This is a genomic window from Faecalibacter sp. (genome assembly GCF_057177045.1).
The window spans coordinates 1,938,849-1,957,824 of the sequence record NZ_CM169987.1 but is presented as its reverse complement, the minus strand read 5'-3'; the positions used below and the strand labels follow the sequence as shown (position 1 = coordinate 1,957,824).

At 34.0% G+C, this 18,976-nt stretch carries 15 protein-coding genes; 7 read left to right on the top strand and 8 right to left on the bottom strand.

The genetic code is table 11. The features are described 5' to 3' along the window. Positions 1-10 precede the first annotated feature (10 nt). The 4 genes from AC1QSP_RS09155 to AC1QSP_RS09140 all read left to right on the top strand — a co-directional run bounded on the left by AC1QSP_RS09155 (position 11) and on the right by AC1QSP_RS09140 (position 5,459). Positions 11-1,594 carry a peptide MFS transporter gene (locus tag AC1QSP_RS09155; RefSeq protein WP_484078433.1) on the top strand — a complete coding sequence of 528 codons (1,584 nt, stop codon included), beginning with the start codon at positions 11-13 and terminating at the stop codon, positions 1,592-1,594. Between the two features lie 116 nt (positions 1,595-1,710). After that, entirely contained in the window at positions 1,711-3,198 is a 1,488-nt protein-coding gene (locus AC1QSP_RS09150) for a peptide MFS transporter (RefSeq protein ID WP_484078432.1), read from the top strand. A 33-nt stretch (positions 3,199-3,231) separates the two neighbouring features. Continuing rightward, complete coding sequence (locus AC1QSP_RS09145) at positions 3,232-5,001, top strand: peptide MFS transporter (protein WP_484078431.1); 1,770 nt, start codon at positions 3,232-3,234, stop codon at positions 4,999-5,001. Positions 5,002-5,015: 14 nt separating this feature from the next. Beyond that, positions 5,016-5,459: a thioredoxin family protein gene (locus AC1QSP_RS09140; protein WP_484078430.1), complete on the top strand. Its 444-nt coding sequence runs from the start codon at positions 5,016-5,018 to the stop codon at positions 5,457-5,459. On the opposite strand, the gene AC1QSP_RS09135 is transcribed toward AC1QSP_RS09140, so the two are convergent. Then, a complete protein-coding gene (locus tag AC1QSP_RS09135) occupies positions 5,449-7,452 on the bottom strand; it encodes a ComEC/Rec2 family competence protein (RefSeq protein ID WP_484078429.1) in 2,004 nt (667 codons plus the stop codon). The genes AC1QSP_RS09140 and AC1QSP_RS09135 overlap by 11 nt on opposite strands. Before the next feature lie 75 nt (positions 7,453-7,527). Here AC1QSP_RS09135 and AC1QSP_RS09130 point away from each other — a divergent pair, with 75 nt between their 5' ends. Continuing rightward, complete coding sequence (locus tag AC1QSP_RS09130) at positions 7,528-7,965, top strand: DUF2141 domain-containing protein (RefSeq protein ID WP_484078428.1); 438 nt, start codon at positions 7,528-7,530, stop codon at positions 7,963-7,965. A gap of 13 nt (positions 7,966-7,978) precedes the next feature. Here AC1QSP_RS09130 and AC1QSP_RS09125 read toward each other — a convergent pair whose 3' ends face one another. The 4 genes from AC1QSP_RS09125 to lpxB all read right to left on the bottom strand — a co-directional run bounded on the left by AC1QSP_RS09125 (position 7,979) and on the right by lpxB (position 11,585). Then, on the bottom strand, positions 7,979-9,340 hold the full coding sequence (locus AC1QSP_RS09125; protein WP_484078427.1) for a hypothetical protein: 1,362 nt from the start codon (positions 9,338-9,340) through the stop codon (positions 7,979-7,981). Further along, positions 9,333-9,809, bottom strand: coding sequence for an RNA polymerase sigma factor (locus tag AC1QSP_RS09120; protein WP_484078426.1), 477 nt, complete (start codon positions 9,807-9,809; stop codon positions 9,333-9,335). Before AC1QSP_RS09120 ends, AC1QSP_RS09125 begins: the two co-directional genes overlap by 8 nt. A gap of 105 nt (positions 9,810-9,914) precedes the next feature. Next, positions 9,915-10,358 (bottom strand): hypothetical protein, encoded by a 444-nt coding sequence (locus tag AC1QSP_RS09115; RefSeq protein WP_322971594.1) that lies wholly within the window; start codon positions 10,356-10,358, stop codon positions 9,915-9,917. A 114-nt stretch (positions 10,359-10,472) separates the two neighbouring features. Beyond that, positions 10,473-11,585, bottom strand: a complete 1,113-nt coding sequence (gene lpxB, locus AC1QSP_RS09110) for a lipid-A-disaccharide synthase (RefSeq protein ID WP_484078425.1) — start codon at positions 11,583-11,585, stop codon at positions 10,473-10,475. A 104-nt stretch (positions 11,586-11,689) separates the two neighbouring features. On the opposite strand from lpxB, the gene AC1QSP_RS09105 reads away from it, so the two are divergent. Further along, the gene (locus AC1QSP_RS09105; protein WP_484078424.1) at positions 11,690-12,202 is read left to right on the top strand and encodes a DUF2480 family protein; all 513 of its coding nucleotides are present in this window, start codon (positions 11,690-11,692) and stop codon (positions 12,200-12,202) included. A gap of 44 nt (positions 12,203-12,246) precedes the next feature. On the opposite strand, the gene AC1QSP_RS09100 is transcribed toward AC1QSP_RS09105, so the two are convergent. The 3 genes from AC1QSP_RS09100 to scpA form a co-directional block, all read right to left on the bottom strand. Beyond that, a complete protein-coding gene (locus tag AC1QSP_RS09100; protein ID WP_484078423.1) occupies positions 12,247-14,991 on the bottom strand; it encodes an outer membrane beta-barrel protein in 2,745 nt (914 codons plus the stop codon). A 52-nt stretch (positions 14,992-15,043) separates the two neighbouring features. Continuing rightward, positions 15,044-15,559: a hypothetical protein gene (locus AC1QSP_RS09095; protein ID WP_484078422.1), complete on the bottom strand. Its 516-nt coding sequence runs from the start codon at positions 15,557-15,559 to the stop codon at positions 15,044-15,046. Positions 15,560-15,639: 80 nt separating this feature from the next. Then, positions 15,640-17,772 carry a methylmalonyl-CoA mutase gene (gene scpA, locus AC1QSP_RS09090; RefSeq protein ID WP_484078421.1) on the bottom strand — a complete coding sequence of 711 codons (2,133 nt, stop codon included), beginning with the start codon at positions 17,770-17,772 and terminating at the stop codon, positions 15,640-15,642. 125 nt (positions 17,773-17,897) lie between these two features. On the opposite strand from scpA, the gene AC1QSP_RS09085 reads away from it, so the two are divergent. After that, positions 17,898-18,929: a hypothetical protein gene (locus tag AC1QSP_RS09085; protein ID WP_484078420.1), complete on the top strand. Its 1,032-nt coding sequence runs from the start codon at positions 17,898-17,900 to the stop codon at positions 18,927-18,929. The last annotated feature ends 47 nt before the right edge of the window (positions 18,930-18,976 follow it).

Genomic DNA, 18,976 nt, shown 5'->3' with positions numbered 1-18,976 from the left:
ACACATAAAAATGAGCCAAGACAAAAGTTTAGTTAGCCATCTCCATAGTTTGGGAATGGATGACAAAATGGTAAATGGACATCCGGCAGGATTATTCGTCCTGTTCTTTACCGAAATGTGGGAACGTTTCAGTTATTACGGAATGCGTGCCTTATTAACCCTTTTCTTAATCAGCACGATTGCAGATGGAGGATGGGGATGGACCAATTCCGAAGCGATGAAATTATACGGAACCTATACAGGATTAGTTTATTTGACACCATTATTAGGGGGGATTATTGCTGATAAAATCACAGGGTATAAAAAAGCAATTTTAATCGGTGCGCTAATCATGACTTTAGGACATTTATCGATGGCCTTTGAAGGAATTGCACCATGGTTTTTCTATCTGGGATTAGGTTTAATGATTCTTGGAAACGGAATGTTTAAACCTAATATTTCATCGATGGTTGGGAATTTATATCCTGATACAAGTTCTAAGAAGGATGCAGGTTATACGATTTTCTACATGGGAATTAATGCAGGAGCGTTTTTAGGAATGTTATTGTGTGGTTACATTGGAGAGAAAGTAGGTTGGCATTATGGATTTGGATTAGCTGGCGTTTTCATGTTCTTCGGAATGTTACAATTTTACTTTGCGGAAAAAATCTTCGGGATCATTGGTGAATCACCAAAAGAAGTACAAGCTTTTCATGATAAAAAAGTAGCCAATCACGAAGAAGAGGATGAGGTGATTCCAGCCAATGTCGTAAGAGACCGTTTAATTGTTGTGGCCGTACTAATGTTAGCCAGTATTGTATTCTTCTTGGCATTTGAACAAGCAGGAGGATCAATGTCGATTTTCGCTAAAGATTATACACAACGTGTTTTAGAAGGTGGAGCAGCTACAACGTTCAAATGGATTGATACGATTTTGACCATTGTTCCCATTGCGATAGTTACAGTTGTATTGTACGCTTTAGCCAAACAAATCTATAAACAGTATCCGTTAACCATTATTTTTACCGCGATTTCTTTTGTCATTATTTGGGGATTAGGATTATGGAAAATTTTCAGAGAATTTAATTCAGTAGAAACAGAAGTAGCTGCTTCTTGGTTCCAAATCTTAAATTCATTTTTCATCATTGCTTTAGCATCATCCTTCAGTAAATTCTGGGAGAAAATTTGGAATCCTTCAGGACCTGTAAAATTTGCTTTAGGATTAATTTTAGTTGGTTTAGGATTTGCAGCATTAGCCTATGGTGCGATGGAAATTCCACAAGGTGCAAAAACAGCTTCAGTGAGCATGATTTGGTTAATTGTGGCGTACTTCTTTCACACAACAGGAGAATTATGTTTATCACCTGTTGGATTATCGTATGTTTCAAAATTATCACCCAAGAAATTTATCGGATTATTATTCGGATTTTGGTTTTGTGCTTCAGCCATTGCCAATTTTATTGGAGGATTCTTAGGTTCGTACATCGACCAAATTGTAGAAACACATTCGATGGCGTATTTCTTTATGATTTTTGCAATTATTCCTGCAGTTACTGCATTAATTTTAATTGCATTAAATCCTATCTTAAAACGAATGATGCACGGAATTAATTAATCAATTCTCAAAAAACATATATTAAATAAAAAAAACCTCTGCTTTATCGGAGGTTTTTTTTATTTTCGTTGATTGCTAACAAAATCTTAAAAGATTTTTAGCGTGTATTAAATATTATGAGTCAGAAATTAACATTAGAACAAATTCAAAATTTCGAAGGGAAATATCCTGTTCAATTATGGCATTTGTTCATGGTAGAAATGTGGGAACGCTTTTGTTTCTACGGAATGAGAGGGGTATTGGCTATTTTTATGGTAGACCAATTAAAATTGACTGATATGGCTTCCAATTTAAAGTATGGAGCTATTCAAGCCTTTGTGTATGCGTTTACATTTATTGGAGGTGTTTTCGCAGATAAAATTTTAGGATTTAAACAATCTTTGGTTTTCGGTGGAATCGTAATGATTTTAGGAAATTTGTTAATTGGAATTGATCCTGAACATTTTTTCTATTACGGAATTGCCTTGACGATTGTAGGAACAGGTTTCTTCAAACCTAATATCTCGTCAATGGTTGGTGAGTTGTACAAAGAAGGCGATCCACGTCGTGACGCTGGATTTGGATTATTCTATTCCGGAATCAACATTGGAGCGCTTTTAGGAGGTGCGGTTTGTGTATATTTAGGAAAATACTTCGGATGGAATTTAGCATTTTTATCCGCTTCTGCAGTAATGGTTATCGGGGTGGCATTATTCCTTTATTACAAAAATGAATTAGGGCCAATTGGAGATTCACCATTGTTAAATTTAGAGCCAGCAAAACGTAGAATTAGAGAACTTGCAGTGTATGGAGGAGCATTATTGTCGCTTCCATTAATCTACAAAATGATTGAAAATACGGACTATACAGATTACTTTATGTATGCAATTGGTCCAATTGCTTTAATTTATTTCTTCATCGAATTATTCAAAATTAAAGATGAAGGCGTAAAGAAAAAATTAATTGCAGCCATCATTTTTATTGTATTCTCAATCATCTTCTTTGCCTTTTTCGAGCAGAGTGGTGGATCATTAGCATTATTTGCAAAGAACAATTTATCTCACGATTTATTATTCTTCCAAATGGATCCAAATGTGGTGAATAACATTTCAAATGCATTCTTCGTAATCTTATTCTCACCATTGTTAGGTTTAGTTTGGTTATGGATGGCAAAACGTCGTATCGAGCCAAATACAGTAGTTAAGTTTGGTTTAGGATTTTTATTTTTAGCAGGTGCATTTTTTATCTTCTATGCCACAAAATTCTTTGCAGATCCAGCCACTGGAATTACTTCTTTAAACATTTTTACAGCAGGATATTTAGTCATCACTTTCGGTGAATTGTGTCTTTCTCCAATCGGATTATCGATTATTACCAAATTATCACCAAACCGTTTAGTGGGAATGATGATGGGGTTATGGTTCTTAGCATCGGCTTATGGACAATATGTAGCAGGATTATTAGGGGCAGGAATGTCTTCTCCAGATGATTCAGCTTCAGCCATGGTGAAATTACAATTGTACACAGAAGGGTATTTCCAATTAGGAATTTACGCTTTAGTCGCAGGGGTAATTTTAATTGCTATTTCTCCATTGATTCGAAAATTAATGCAAGACGTAAAATAGTAACAAACGAAAAATAAATATAAATAATTAACAATGAGCGCGGTAAAAGAACAGAATTTTTTCGACTCTAAAGTATTGGGACACCCGTCGGGATTGTTCGTACTATTCTTTACAGAGATGTGGGAGCGTTTCTCATTTTATGGGATGCGTGTCTTATTAATCAATTTCTTAACATCAGCAATTATTTCTGACAAAGGACCTTTATTCAACGGTTGGGGATGGGATGCAGAGCAAGCAGGTGCGTTATACGGTACCTATGCAATGTTATTATACATTACACCAATCTTTGGTGGAATCTTAGCAGATAAGCTTTTAGGTTATCGTTGGGCTGTTGTAATTGGTGCCATTATCATGACCATCGGTCACGCGTCGATGGCGTTAGATGCTCCGATATTTATGTATATTGGTCTAGCTTGTTTAGTTATCGGTACAGGTTTCTTTAAACCCAATATGACATCAATTTTATCTGAAATGTATAAGAATTATCCAGAGAAAAAGGATGGAGCTTATACGATTTTCTACATGGGAGTAAATGCGGGAGCATTCTTCGGGATGATGTTATGTGGTTACTTAGCTGAAAAAATTGGATGGCACTGGGGATTCGGTTTAGCGGGTATCTTCATGTTATTGGGTACATTACAATTCTGGTTTGCAAAGCCTATTTTTGGTACGATTGGGGATCCTCCAACAGCAGAACAAAAAGCTTTAGCAGCTAAAAAAGCAAAGGAGTCAACTGATCCAGATGATAAACCAAACCCATTTACTTTAATTGATAAAATCTTAATTGCCGTAATGACAATTTTCGGTTTAGGATATGCATTTAATGACCCATTATCTAAAGCTGGAGATATCAATTTATTTGACTTTACAGTGGGATCTTTAAAAGGTCAGGATTTCATCATTTTAGTGGCTTTAATCTTATTTTTAGGGGTCGTAATTTCTCGTTTAACGCGTTATACAAAAGTGGTTAGAGATCGTATGATTGCGGTAATTATCTTCGCATTCTTCGTGATTTTCTTCTGGATGTCATTCGAGCAAGGAGCATCTTCATTAGTAATCTTTGCCCGTGATAATGTAGACCGTACGTTAGAAGGAACATCGTTAACGATTTTCAATATTATCAATGCTTTATTAACAATTATTCCATTAGCAATTATTACTTATGTGGTAGCGAAATTAACGCAACAAACATTTGGTAAAGCACCATTATCGAACGTCGTACAAATCGTATGTTTCGTTGGGATTTGGGGAATTGCAATTTGGATGTTATACCGTGAGTTTACTGCAGAATCTTCAGAAATTACAGTTTCTTGGTTTTCGATCTTAAACTCATTCTTTATCATTGCTTTTGCATCATCAGTATCTAAAATTTGGGATTCAAAATTAAACCCACCAGCAGCTGTAAAATACGGTTTAGGATTAATCATTATGGCGATTGGTTTCGGTTTATTAGCATTCGGATCTCACGGAATCCAAGAAGGTGTTAAAGTATCAATGATCTGGTTAGTATTAGCATACTTATTCCACACGTTAGGAGAGTTATTCTTATCACCAGTTGGTTTATCGTATGTATCTAAATTAGTCCCAGCACGAATGATTGCATTCATGTTTGGTATGTGGTACTTAGCGATTGCTATCGGAAACAAATTAGCAGCAATTATTGGTGGTCAAATCGAAAATATTACAAACCAATATTCATTATCAACATTCTTCTTAATTTTTACAATCGTTCCGATTGTAGCTGGTATAATCGTGATTGGATTAAACCCTGTAATGAAGAAGTTAATGCACGGTGTAAAATAATAAAAACAACCACAATGAGAACTTTTATAACTGTATGTACAATTGTATTATCTTCAATTGCTTTTGGACAAAATATCAATTGGCTAACTTTAGAACAAGCTAATCGCGAAGTGAAAGCCAATCCTAAAAAGCCAATCTTATTTACAATTTATACCGATTGGTGTGGATACTGTAAAAGATTAGACAAAGAAACATTTCTAGATCCAGCTGTGGTGAAGTATGTAAACGATCATTATATCGCTGTAAAATTCAATGCAGAAACAAAAGATATGGTGAACTTCTTAGGAATTAATTACACATATATAAGTGGAGCTCGTGCGAATTATTTAGCGTATTATCTAACGCAAGGTCGATTAAGTTATCCTGCCACAGTGATTTTAGATAGCAAGGGCAATACAGAAAAAATAGTTCTGGGGTATCGTTCAGCTAAAGATTTTAGTTCGGACATTAAAATTTAATACGGTAAAAGCCTTGTTCAGAGGTATTCCATAAAAGAGAATCGGATTGATTTCGAATGATTGAATCCAATTCTGAAACATAACGAGGGTAGTTGCTTCCATCAGCAATTACCCTTTTTATTTGGGATAGATGGACCTCTTTTTTAGGTTGAAAACTCGAATTTCGGATTAAGAGATAATCCATGTTTTTGGGAAATTCACTTAGATTTTCACCGATAAATACATTAAATTTTGATGTGAAAATAGCATTTTTCGACTTATAAAATCCATAGGATTTTAGGATAGTATCGAAAGTATAATAATTGATTTTTTTGATTCGTTGACGGATGGTATAAGGTCGAATAATGTAAGCATCAGCAGTAGAATTTTCGTAATTCTCATCATGAAATACAGTTAAATTCTGACCTTCTCTAACTCCAACAATACTCCCTTTATATTGATGAAAAATGATTATTTCATTGCTATTTCTGATGCGTGTTATATCCAAATAGCGATTCAATTGTATCCCTAGAAAACAGCCTAAAATAACAATTATAAAGGTCTTTCTCCGACCTTCGATCAATGGTCGTAATGCTATTAGAATAATCACGATTAGTAATGCAGTAAATGGTGAAATATAAACTTGTTTTAATACCCACGAATCGTGTGTTGCTAACCATTTGATATAGGAATTACAGCCTTCAATAAACAGATTATAAGTACGAACAAATGGTGAGAATGACACCTTAGCACTTTGCATAAAAAGGGCTATCATTGCTCCAATAATCATAAATAGGGATGCTGGTACAAGAATAATATTTCCGAAAAGGAATAGCCATGAAAATTGATTAAAATATAAAGCACTAAATGGAAGTGTCCCGAATTGAGCACTGATACTGGTGCGGGATAAATCAAAAAGATAAATGGACCATCGTTTCTTTGGTCGATAAATTATGGTATAAATAGGGTGTAACCACACAATAAAAAATACTGCTGAAAAGCTCAATTGAAATCCAACATCAAATAGATAATTGGGTTGATATAATAATATAATTAAAGCACTTAAAGCTAATGTATGATAGATATTTTTCGGGCGTTTCAATAGTTCAGACGTATAATAGATCGTTAGCATTAATGAAGCTCTAAAAACTGGAGGTCGCATTTCTACATATAAAGCAAATCCCCATATTATTAATAACGCAACAACTATTTGAATTTGTTTTCCGTGTTTTATCCATTGGAGAGGTTGCAATAGGAATCGAATAATCATAAAGATCATTACAACATGTAATCCTGAGATGGATAATATATGGATCACACCTGTTGCAATATAACTTTCATTCAGTTCATCTGATAATTCTGTTCGATCACCCAAAAGCATAGAAGATATAATTGATCGTGCTTCGAGATGATACCCAGAATTTTCTAATTGATTCCGAATGTTTTCTTTTGATTGGATTACAATTTTTGCCCAATGCTGATGTTTGGATGTATGATATAGTACACTATCCGCATATAGTTGATGGGTAATTTTCTTTCTTTGAAGATATAGCGAATAATTAAATTGATACGGATTTTTTGCATTTTCTAACGGATAAGAAGATCCGTAGACGATGAGTGTGTCTTTTGGATAAATGGAGTTTTTTTGGAGCGGAATATGTAAAAGTGAAATTTTATCGAATGTTAAATTTTGAACCTTATAGCGTAAATATTTTTTGCTCGATTTCTCATTTTCTAGTACGAGTAAAGTATGAATTTTCGAAGGATGAATTTCTTCAAGTTCTTTATATTCAGAAGGTTTTTGGTTTTGATGTAAGATAATACCTAAACAGATGAATTGCAGACCAAAGGCAATATTGGCAATGTTAATATTTTTGATTAATTGGCTGATAAACAAGCAAAAAAGAAGAAGAAGGAAATAAATTCGTAAATTTGTTGCATCAATGAGATACTCAGAAATGAGAATCCCAATGATCACGCAAATTACTAGGAATGAAAATAATTGATTCTTCATCCTAATAATTTACGAAATGATTTGTAATTATTTGATTTTAAATATTTGTAAATCAGTTATTTTAAGTTTTAATTTATGAAACACATTTTAACGATTTTAGTTCTTTTTGTTTCTCAGTTAATTTTTGCTCAAATGGATGTAAAGATTACTGTGAAAAATTTGAGAAAGGTAGAAGGAAATCTATCCATCGAATTTTATAGAAACGTAGAGAATTATACCAAAGGTCAGAATGCATTTAAGAAATTGTATGTTCCCATTAAAGATCTAGATCAGTTTGAGACAACGTTTAAAAATGTAGAGGAATCATATTACGCTGTAAAAGTGTTTGTAGATACAAACAACAATAAGGTTTTAGACCGAAGTTTTTTAGGTGTAAGAAAGGAACCCTATGGCTATTCCACAAACGCTGATCCTTTTTTAAGGGAACCTACTTTCGAAGAAGCTAAAGTTATGGCGACCAAACAAAATAATAATATTATTATTGAATTGAATAACAACAAAGGCGAAGATTAATCTTCGCCTTTTATTATTTAAAAATTTTATAGGAGATTCCAACATTAAAATCAAACAAAGATGTCGATCGTTGGTTAATATTTTCAAACGTATTCCACATGATTCTATAATTGGGTTGCAGATGAATACCCAGCTCCTTTGTAAGTTCATAATTTAATCGAACTCCCGTTTTGGTACTCAATGAACTTTCGTTAATGTTGGTCGCTGTTCCAATCAATTCATGACGATAACTTGAAGAAGATAAAGATATTTCGTTTTTAGATAATAAAAACATGCTCGCTCCAAGAAGGGCATCTACAGACCATCTCTTTTGACGTAAAATGGTATAGGATACATCCAAGGGAATTTCTACAAATTCTATTCGATGTTCAATTCGACCACTCTCCTTTTTAACATTGACCTCAGATAATGTGGAAATTTCATTCTGTAATCGGATATTTTTGCTGTATCGGATATTAGAAGAAACTAACGATGTTTCTTGTTGAGAGGATGTCGTCAAAGGCAATATATTGGTTTGTGTGGCTACAACGTCCATTGTTTGTTGATTCATATTCATTTTAGCAATCCCTGTACTGATGCGTAAGCGATCTGTAACGGCATACGATAATTTAGCGCCAAAATTTACCGCCAATTGGTTTTCGATGTGTTCAGGAAGATAGGTATCTGTTAATACCGATCGATGATTAAGAATAAACGATGGAGAATAATGAGAAGCTAACATCAGTTGTGCGCGAGGTTCTTTAATTTCTTTTATCTTCTCAACTTCGGACTTCTTCTTTAAAATTTCTTCTAGCGACTCTTCTTCACGCTTTTCTTTAGTATTTGGCGGATGGGGAGCATCTGAAATAGTTGTATTGGAGTGTTGAGCGATGGCAGGATTTGATTCCAGAGGTGTTTTCATTATCGGTAAATCATCCCAAAGATCATAAAGTGCTTTATTCTTGTTCGTGGAATCAGTTGGATGATGCTCATTATGTCGAATGAAACTCGATTTCATTTTGTTTTCCGCTAAACCTTCATCCAATGCAGACCAATCAGTTGAATGATTTGAAATATAGTGCTCAGTGTCATCTGCAGTATCTTTCGAACCGATGCTCAAGTTTGAATTTTCAGTCGGAGAAATATTTTTATTTGACTTTTGTTGAACCATGGGTACAGTTTTATGCCCGGGAATTAGATTTTTATCCATATCCTGATTATAAAACAAGGCGAAAATACCAAGGCAAGCCGCTGCTCCTGCGATCCAATAATAGAAAGGAATAATTTTTCGATTTCTTTTAGGTTCGATGTGTTGCTCAATTGTTTTCCAAGCTTCCAAAGGAGGGGCTTGTGGAGCAGATAATTTATCTTTAATATGTTGATCAAACTTATTCATGAATTACCGGTTTTTTCAGAAGATTTAATTTTTCTTTTAAAAGGCTTCTCGCACGGGATAGATTAGACTTGGAGGTATTGACAGAGATGTTTAAAAGCTCTGCGATTTCGAGGTGCTTATATTCTTCAAACACATAAAGATTAAACACTTGCCGATATTGTGGAGGAAGTTCTTGTACAATCTTTAGAAGATCATCATAATCAAAATCATTCAGTTGATTTTCTTCTTCTTCATGGATCGCTTCGGGAATCTTTCCAGCATCGATTTCATAGGTCAGATGCCTTTTTCGAAATTTAGATAAGGCTTGATTGACCATTATCCGTTTCATCCAACCTTCGAATGAACCTTCAAATTTGTATTGATCAATTTTATTAAAGATGGTGACAAATCCTTCTTGAAAAATATCTTGTGCATCTTCGTAGTTTTCAGCATAACGAAGGCATATGGAAAAAAGAATAGGAGAGTACATAGAATACAATGATTCCTGTGCTTTCCTATCTTTATCCTTGCATAGCAGTACAAGATCTTTTAAGGATTTCTCCAAAACTTATATAAAACTTTATTTTTATATGATTTATTCCGCTGGAACATTGAATGTTTGAGAAATGAAGATATCTTCTCCTAACTCATTTTTACCTGCCCATACACGTACAGTATTTTCACCAGCTTCACGAGGAGTTACTGTAAATGTTTTTGTTTCGATTCTTAAATCATTTGTACATTGTGCATTGTTCTTTTGCGAAGCGAATACACCTACATCCGTACGAAGCGTTGTACTTGAATTTAATTTTCGGAATTCTATAAATTCTTGACAGTTTCCAGTTAAAGTATATTTAACCTCAAATTTTGTTGGTTTATTTACCGGTTGTACAGAATCTAGATTGTACGAAATTTCTGTACCTGGAACATAACCATACGTTAAAAATTCTTGATTGGTGTCGTCGTCTAAACAACTAACGGTTGCTAATCCTACAAAAGCAATAATTAAGAAGTAGCTGAATAATTTTGCGATTTTCATAATGTAATTTTTATTTAAAGTTATTGATTATTAGATGCAAAAAAATCAAACGGTTGCGTAGAATTGAAAATTTTAACAAAAAAAATCCTCTTGAAGTCATTCAAGAGGAAAGAATTATGCTATTAAGTCATTTACAATTAAAGTTGCCGTCCGTTTGGATGCACCTACACCACCTAGTTTATGATATAAGGCATCATAGTCGTTTAAGATCTGATCACGTTTCGGAGTGTTTAAAATTAAATGCAATTCATGTTTGATATTTTCATACGTTAAATCATATTGAATCAATTCTTTGACCACTTCACGATCCATAATAAGATTGACTAATGAAATAAACTGAATGTTTTTTACCACGCGTTTACCAATTTCATACGATAAAGCATTTCCTTTATAACAAACGACTTCCGGTACTTTTAATAAAGCCGTTTCTAGAGTAGCTGTTCCAGAGGTAACTAAAGCCGCATGAGACATACGTAATAAATCGTAAGTTTGGTTCTCAACAATTTTTAAATTTTCTCCTGCAATAGCTTTATAATTTGCAATGGGTTGAGAAGGAGCTCCTGCAACTACAAATTGATAATCTGGGAAATCTTTTTCTACCGATAGCATTAAAGGTAATTTTACTTTAATTTCTTGGGTACGGCTTCCAGGTAATACCGCAATGATTGGTCGATCATCTAAACCATATTTTTGTTTGATCTCATTCACGTTAACTTCTGGTAAATTGTCCAAAGAATCTAATAATGGATTTCCAACAAAGTCCACTTTATAGTCATAACGCTGATAAAATTCTTCTTCGAAAGGAAGAATCACAAACATTTTATCCACTAATTTTTTAATTTTATGCACACGCCCAGTTTTCCAAGCCCAGATTTGCGGTGAAATATAATAGTAGATTTTGATGCCTAGAGATTTAATAAAAGGGGCTACTTGTAAATTAAATCCAGGATAATCCACCATAATAACACAATCGGGTTGATAGGCTGCGATATCTTTTTTGCAGAATGAAAGATTGGTCATAATCGTTCGAAGATTCATAATCACTTCCGCAAATCCCATAAATGCTAAATCACGATAGTGTTTAACAATGGTTGCGCCTTGTGCTTGCATTAAATCTCCACCCCAACAACGAAATTCGGCATTCGGATCTTTGATTTTGATTTCTTTCATTAAGTTCGATGCGTGTAAGTCGCCCGAAGCTTCTCCTGCAATGATATAATACTTCAATGGATATTGATTTTTCGTATCACAAAGATACTACTTTCTATCATCAAGAGGTTCGAGGTGTTGATTAATATTTGTAATTTTACCTGACTAAAAAGTAAGATGCAATGGCAGACGAAATTATTAATAAAGTTGCGAATAGTAGCTTGATCACTATAGATTTAGAAGATTTTTATCCGGATGGACCACGTGTTATTTTCGATTTAAAAGATTGGTTGTATGAAGAAATCATTTTAAGAGAAAAAGATTTCAGACAAAACTTAAAAGAGCATGATTGGACACAATATGAAGGGAAGTATGTCGCGATGACATGTACTGCAGATGCAATTGTACCATCATGGGCCTACCTATTGGTCGCTACTTACCTACAACCTGTAGCAAAAAGAGTAGTGCACGGAACATTAGCAGAATTGGATCAGATGTTATATACGGAAATTATTAAAGATTTACCAATTGAAGAGTATCAAGATGGAAAAATCATTGTAAAAGGATGTTCTAAAAAGCCTGTTCCAGATTCCGCTTATATCCAATTAATTGAAAAATTACAGCCTATAGCCAATTCCTTAATGTTTGGTGAAGCCTGTAGTACAGTTCCTTTGTATAAAATGAAAAAAGCATAAAAAAAAAGCACTTCTTTCGAAGTGCTTTTTTATGACATATGATTTTAGAATCCTCCCATTCTACCTCCTCGGTTTCCACCTCTTGGACGATTAAATTCATTTGAAGGACCAGTTGATTTCCCACCAAATTGGTTTAAGTTAAACGTTAGTGAGAACATAATAAATCGTGTAAGGATTGTATTGCGTTGATCACTGATAAACTCGTCTGAAATTGTTCTTGTATAACTGTTGTTTTGGTTTAAGATATCATATATTTTAAATCCAGCTTCGATCTTGTTATCAAAGAAAGAATACATCATTTGCATGTTCCATAAGAAGAAATCTCTACGGAATCCAGCAGCCATTCTTGAGTTGTTATTGTACGATAACTCATTTGTCCAAGTTAAATTCTTCGGCCAAGTTGTAATCGTTCTTAAATTAAAACTATGTGTTGTATTCGATTGTTGATCGATCGAATAGTTTTCGTATTTCGAATTCGTAAATCTGAAATTATAAGATGGTGAAATTGTCACATAATCATTCCAGTTCCATGTAAAACGAATATTTGGTGAAATTGTTGAATTATATGCCGTATACAATCTCGAGTTACGATAACCTTGTTGACGAGCATAGCTTGAATTTAAACCTACATTTAAATTTAATTTGTTTCCAGATTTACTTAATTGTTTGCTGTAAAATAAATTTCCATTTAAACGATAATTTCCTTCTACATTCGTGTAAGATGAAATTGTCATTAAGTTTTCGTCAACTTCCGAATAGTTTACAATACTTGAAGTATTGTAGTTATAGGTAAGATTTGCATTTAAACCTTGACGCGTTTTACGGTCAAAATTCGAGAAGTTTAACGATAGTTGGTGTGACTTATTTGGATTCAAATCAGGATTACCCACATAAGTTACTAATGGATTAGATAAATTCTCAATGGCTAATAATTGATCTGTACTAGCAATGCTTGTATTGTATTGGTAGTTGAATGCTAAACTATTATTCCCCGCTTGATAACGAATCGTAGATTGTAACGATGGTAAAACTTCTTTTACATTTAAGAAGTAATTTTCGTTGTTGTAAAAACCAAAGTTATCTTGATTATAAATGTTCGTTCCCGCTTTAATATTCCCAGAGAATTTCTTTTTGTTTAACTGAATTTCAGCATAAGGCGAGAATGTATTTAAAGTGGTTTCAGTATAACGAGATAATAAATCATTTCGTCCAATAAACTGATCAGTTAATTCGTCATAATCCCATGTAATATCATCATTCTCTTTGTAATTATAAGCATAACGAGAACCTAAAGCAATTTTTAAAGAGTCTGTTACAGGAATATTATAATTGAAATCAAATCCTACCGAATTTGTTTTGTTGTTGGTATTATTTAACTGATTACGAATATCATCAGGTTTATTCGCAAAGAATGTACTTTGTTGAATACGGTTTTCTGAATCTGTTGTTCCAATCGATACATCCGCATTCGCATTGATGTAAGACTTGTTTTTAAAGCCTTGGTACCATGAGATTTGAGAATCAAATGTATTAGTATCCGATTCACGTTTTGTTTCACCATAACTTTCATTTCGTAATACACCATCCGCATCCCATGATTGGCTATCGCTTTTATTAGAAGACGATGAACGGTTCAGTTTAAAACTTGGAGTGAAGTAGATTTTCGTTAAGTTTTTATTCCATTCTAAAGTCGCTCCTAAATTATGTCCGAACGTTTCCGTTTTTGATAAAGTATTGGATTCTTCTGTATATGTATTTTCAGGTAATAAGTTTTCACGACGAGTATAATTATCATTCTTATTGTATGAATGATTAAAATTATAGTTCCCTCCAACACTTAATTGATCGTTAATTTTGTCGGTATAGTTCAAACCAATAGAAGAACTATTTGTAATTCCATTTCCTCCACGACGTCCAATACCACCTCGACCAAATGAACCTGCACCATTCGATAAACCGGTACTAGCAATGTCGTTCGAAGAACCAATTAAACTGATTTTTCGGCTTCCTTTAAAATAGTTAGCCATGATGTTCGATTCGTAGCGATTATCAGTACCATATCCCACAGTACCTTTCACCATGTACCCCTGTTTTTTATCTTCTTTTAAAGTGACGTTAATTGAAGATTTATCTGAACGTGAGCGTTCTCCAGAGAATTTTTCGTTACGGGTTTTATAATCAGATACTTGAATTTTTTTGATGATGTCTGCTGGAATATTTTCCAACGCAATTTTTCCATCTGTTCCGAAGAAAGGCTCTCCATCAATCAAAATTTCATTGACTTCTTTTCCATTGACAGTAAGTTTTCCATCATCATCGATATCTACACCAGGCAATTCTCGTAGTAAAGCTTCCAAATTGGCATTTGGCTTTACTTTATACGAACTTGCATTAAATTCGATGGTATCACTTTTAATGACTACTGGATCAGTTGTCGTGATTAATACTTCTTTTAATTGAAGAATTTCAGGACTAATTGTAATAACTCCTAAGTCCATATCAGAAGTAAGTTTTGTAAACTCACGAGTGGTAACCCCTTCCATTGGATCATCAAAGATGATATAAAAAGGTGTATCCCTTTTGGGAATTTCGAAGATAAAATTTCCTTCTTCGTCTGTACTCGAAGTTGCAATTTGAATAGAATCTGATTTGTTTCCAACAATGATGGAAACATCAGTTAAAGGGAGTTCAATTTGATCTTGAATCTTACCTTTAATTTTGAACTGTTCTTGTGCAAAAGTAACTAGTGCACTGAAAAACAATAGGAATGTAATTATTCTTTTAAACATTGGTAATTAAATGATACATATATGACCAAAAAATCGACCAAAAGTTTAATTTCTATCTAATTTTTTTCCAATTTTGATTTTTAATCGTCGCGGTATCGATTTCAGATATCGTATTAAAAAGAGGTGTTATACTCATTACCCGATAAGTTTTTTCTTGTCTTAAATCCATTTCGGGACAAAAAGTTTCAATCAATTTTATTTTTTCTGAAGAGGATCTTACCGATTCATATAAAACAGCTTTTTCTTTTTTGTAGATCTCCCAACTTTGACAATTCGCGACAGAAGAATAATATTTAAATAAGAAGAATGGAAGAATTCCGATCAGTATTCCTAAAATAAATTTTAAAATATTTACCCATCGCCAACCCTCACTTTTTTTTATGGCTAACATAAATAAGAAGTAGATGCTGGTCCCTGCCGAAAACGTTAAAATTTTAGGAAAGATTTGGGCAAATTGGTAATCTGCAAATTCCAAACTAATGTATTCACCAAACACAAAATAACTAATGAACCAAATGATAATTTGGATAAAAGTTGTTTTAAGAATTAATTTCAAAGGTATATTCATGTGAATGGTTTAGCTAATGTAAAATTAAAGATTAATTCCTGCACACCAAAGGATTTTGCAGGAATCAATCTCAAGGTATTTTATTTGTATTCTTTGATTAAGTTTTCAAGAACTTCAGTTGCCGATTCTGCTAAATTAGTTCCTGGTCCAAAAATCGAATGTGCTCCATTTTGATACAAGAAGTCGTAATCTTGTCTTGGAATCACACCTCCAACCACGATATACACATCTTCTCGACCTAAAGCTTTTAACTCTTTGACCACTTCAGGAACTAAAGTTTTATGCCCAGCGGCCAATGATGAAATTCCTAAGATGTGAACATCATTTTCGATGGCTTGTTTAGCCACCTCAGCTGGGGTTTGAAATAAAGGAGCAATATCTACATCAAATCCCATATCGGCATATGATGTCGCAACAACTTTAGCACCGCGATCATGCCCATCTTGTCCCATTTTAGCGACCATAATACGTGGGCGACGACCTTCTAATTCTGCAAATTCGTCGGCCAACTGACGGGCTTTTTCAAAACTTTCCATTTTTCCTGCGTCCATAGCATAAACTCCTTGTATTCCTCTTGTAATGGCTTTATGTCTTCCATAAACCGCTTCCAATGCATCAGAAATTTCACCTAATGTCACACGGCGACGAGCAGCTTCGATGGATAATTCCAATAAATTTCCATTTCCAGTTCGTGCAGCTTCTGTCATTTGAGTTAATATTTCGTCTACTTTGGCTTGGTCACGTGTTTCACGAATATGATTTAAACGATCAATTTGTTTTTGACGAACTGCCGTATTATCAATATCTAAAATATCAAATGCTTCTTGTTCTAGTTTTGATTGAAAAGCATTTACACCAATAATGGCATCTTCGCCCGAATCAATTTTTGCTTGTTTTTTTGCAGCTGCTTCTTCGATGCGCATTTTTGGAATACCAGCCTCAATGGCTTTCGTCATTCCACCCAATTCGCGTACTTCTTGGATGTATTCCCATGCTTGATTAGCCATTTCATTTGTTAATGCTTCAATCATAAAGCTTCCACCCATAGGGTCAGCAGTTCTACAAATTTGAGTTTCTTCTTGCAGAATGATTTGTGTATTACGCGCAATACGTGCAGAGAAATCAGTAGGTAGTGCAATGGCTTCGTCTAACGCATTGGTATGTAAGGATTGTGTTCCTCCCAATGCTGCAGCTAAGGCTTCAATTGCTGTGCGACCAATATTATTGTAGGGTTCTTGTTCTGTTAAACTCCAACCCGAAGTTTGACAATGCGTACGTAACATCAATGATTTAGGATTTTGGGGTTCAAACTCCTGCATTAATTTTGCCCATAACATACGGGCAGCACGTAATTTGGCAATTTCTTGCGTAAAATTCATTCCGATAGCCCAGAAGAATGATAGACGTGGAGCAAAATCATCCACTTTCAGACCTGCTTCTAATCCAGTTTTAACATATTCATAGCCATCTGCCAAAGTATAAGCCATTTCTAAAACAGGTGTTGCGCCTGCCTCTTGCATATGATATCCTGAAATCGAAATCGAATTGAAGCGAGGAATATTTTGAGAAGTGTATTCAAAGATATCCGCAATAATTTTCATGGATGGTGTAGGAGGATAGATGTACGTATTTCGTACCATGAACTCCTTTAGAATATCATTTTGAATGGTACCCGATAATTGCGCTTGCGATACCCCTTGTTCTTCAGCAGCGACAATGTAAAAAGCTAATATAGGTAATACAGCCCCATTCATTGTCATCGAAACAGAAATTTTATCCAATGGAATCTCATCAAATAAAATTTTCATATCCTCTACCGAATCGATAGCAACTCCAGCCTTCCCGACATCACCTACCACACGCTCATGATCAGAGTCATATCCTCGGTGCGTGGCTAAGTCGAAAGCCACTGACAATCCTTTTTGGCCAGCAGCAAGGTTTCTTTTATAAAACGCATTGGATTCTTCTGCAGTAGAAAAACCCGCATATTGACGAATTGTCCAGGGTTGACGAACATACATCGTACTATATGGTCCACGTAAAAATGGGGCTACTCCTGGAAGAAAATCTGTTTGTTTCAGATTTTTTACATCTTCATAAGTATAGCTGTTTTTTACTTGTAAGCTATCTAATTCAAAATTTTCAAGTTCTGGTTGAACAGAATTGAGCTTGCGTTCAAATTTTAGATTTGAAAAATCTGTTTTGTGATTCATAACGCTAATATAAAAAATATAATAGAGATAAAATTCGAGAATTTTAGGTCAATAATTATTTTACATCTATATGATATTGAGTCGTTTGGTAAGATTATTGAAGCTAAGCTACAAAACCACAACTCATGATTTTAGAATTTAGTAAATTAAGTATTGAAGAAGTAATTGATTCAATAGACGAGAATAAAGCAACGGAATGGCAGTTAGATATTCGAAATTTTTTAAAAACTTATGCCGATCAAGAAGCGTTAGTCACACTTTCTGAACTCCAGGGTGAAGTCATTTTTTATGTTGATTTAAAAATTAAGAATATTAAACATACGGCTATTGCTTTAAACGAATTTTTAGCTTTAAAACAAGGAGATACAACGATTTTAACGGAATCCGTACGACGTAAAGTTGGGGTAATTATTCTGGCTCAAGCCATTGAAGGGAAAATGGATATTCATTGCAATGAATTAACAGATGAAATTAAAATTCCTTACACAGGACAAGACCAAAATTCTATTCATTGGGGCCTTAATTATGTTTATTTGAACGAAAATCAAGTGAATAATTCCCAATCTGTATTGCATCGTATTGAAAAAGTTGCGATTGCTTCTTATGGAATGAAAGATGAGACAAAAGCTGGAATTTCAAAAAATGATGATCAGTCTATTTTTGAAGTTTTTAGTGTGAAATCATATCCTGTAGCAGTACGAAAACTTGGAGAAAGTGAATTTACAGTTATTGGTGATGTTGAAATATCACGTTCCATAAATGGACATTTACTTCTTAATTCGCCTTTATTCAGTAAAGAAATTGATACGCAGAAGGTCGTACTCCTGGAAAATGATAAATCTTTTCGTTGGTTATTAAAACATGAATATTTGGATGATGAATCAAATCAAATTATCGATTTTGATCATATCGAAGAAGTGTTAGCGCCACATATTCCTTCGCGATTTGTAGTTTTAAATTTTCCAGACGCGGAAACAGGTAAAGATGTGGTAACTCTAGTCGTAAAACGTCTATATATTGATGATTTTAATTTCCCGACAGAAGGATTGAAAGATTATGAAATTCCAAGACAAAATTATTCAATTGGAGATTTTCCTGAAACAGATGATCGTGCAATAATTCGTGATGAAGTAAAAAGATTATTAGCTCAACATTAATAAAAAAATCAGACCCTGAAAGGAGTCTGATTTTCTTTTGAATGAAT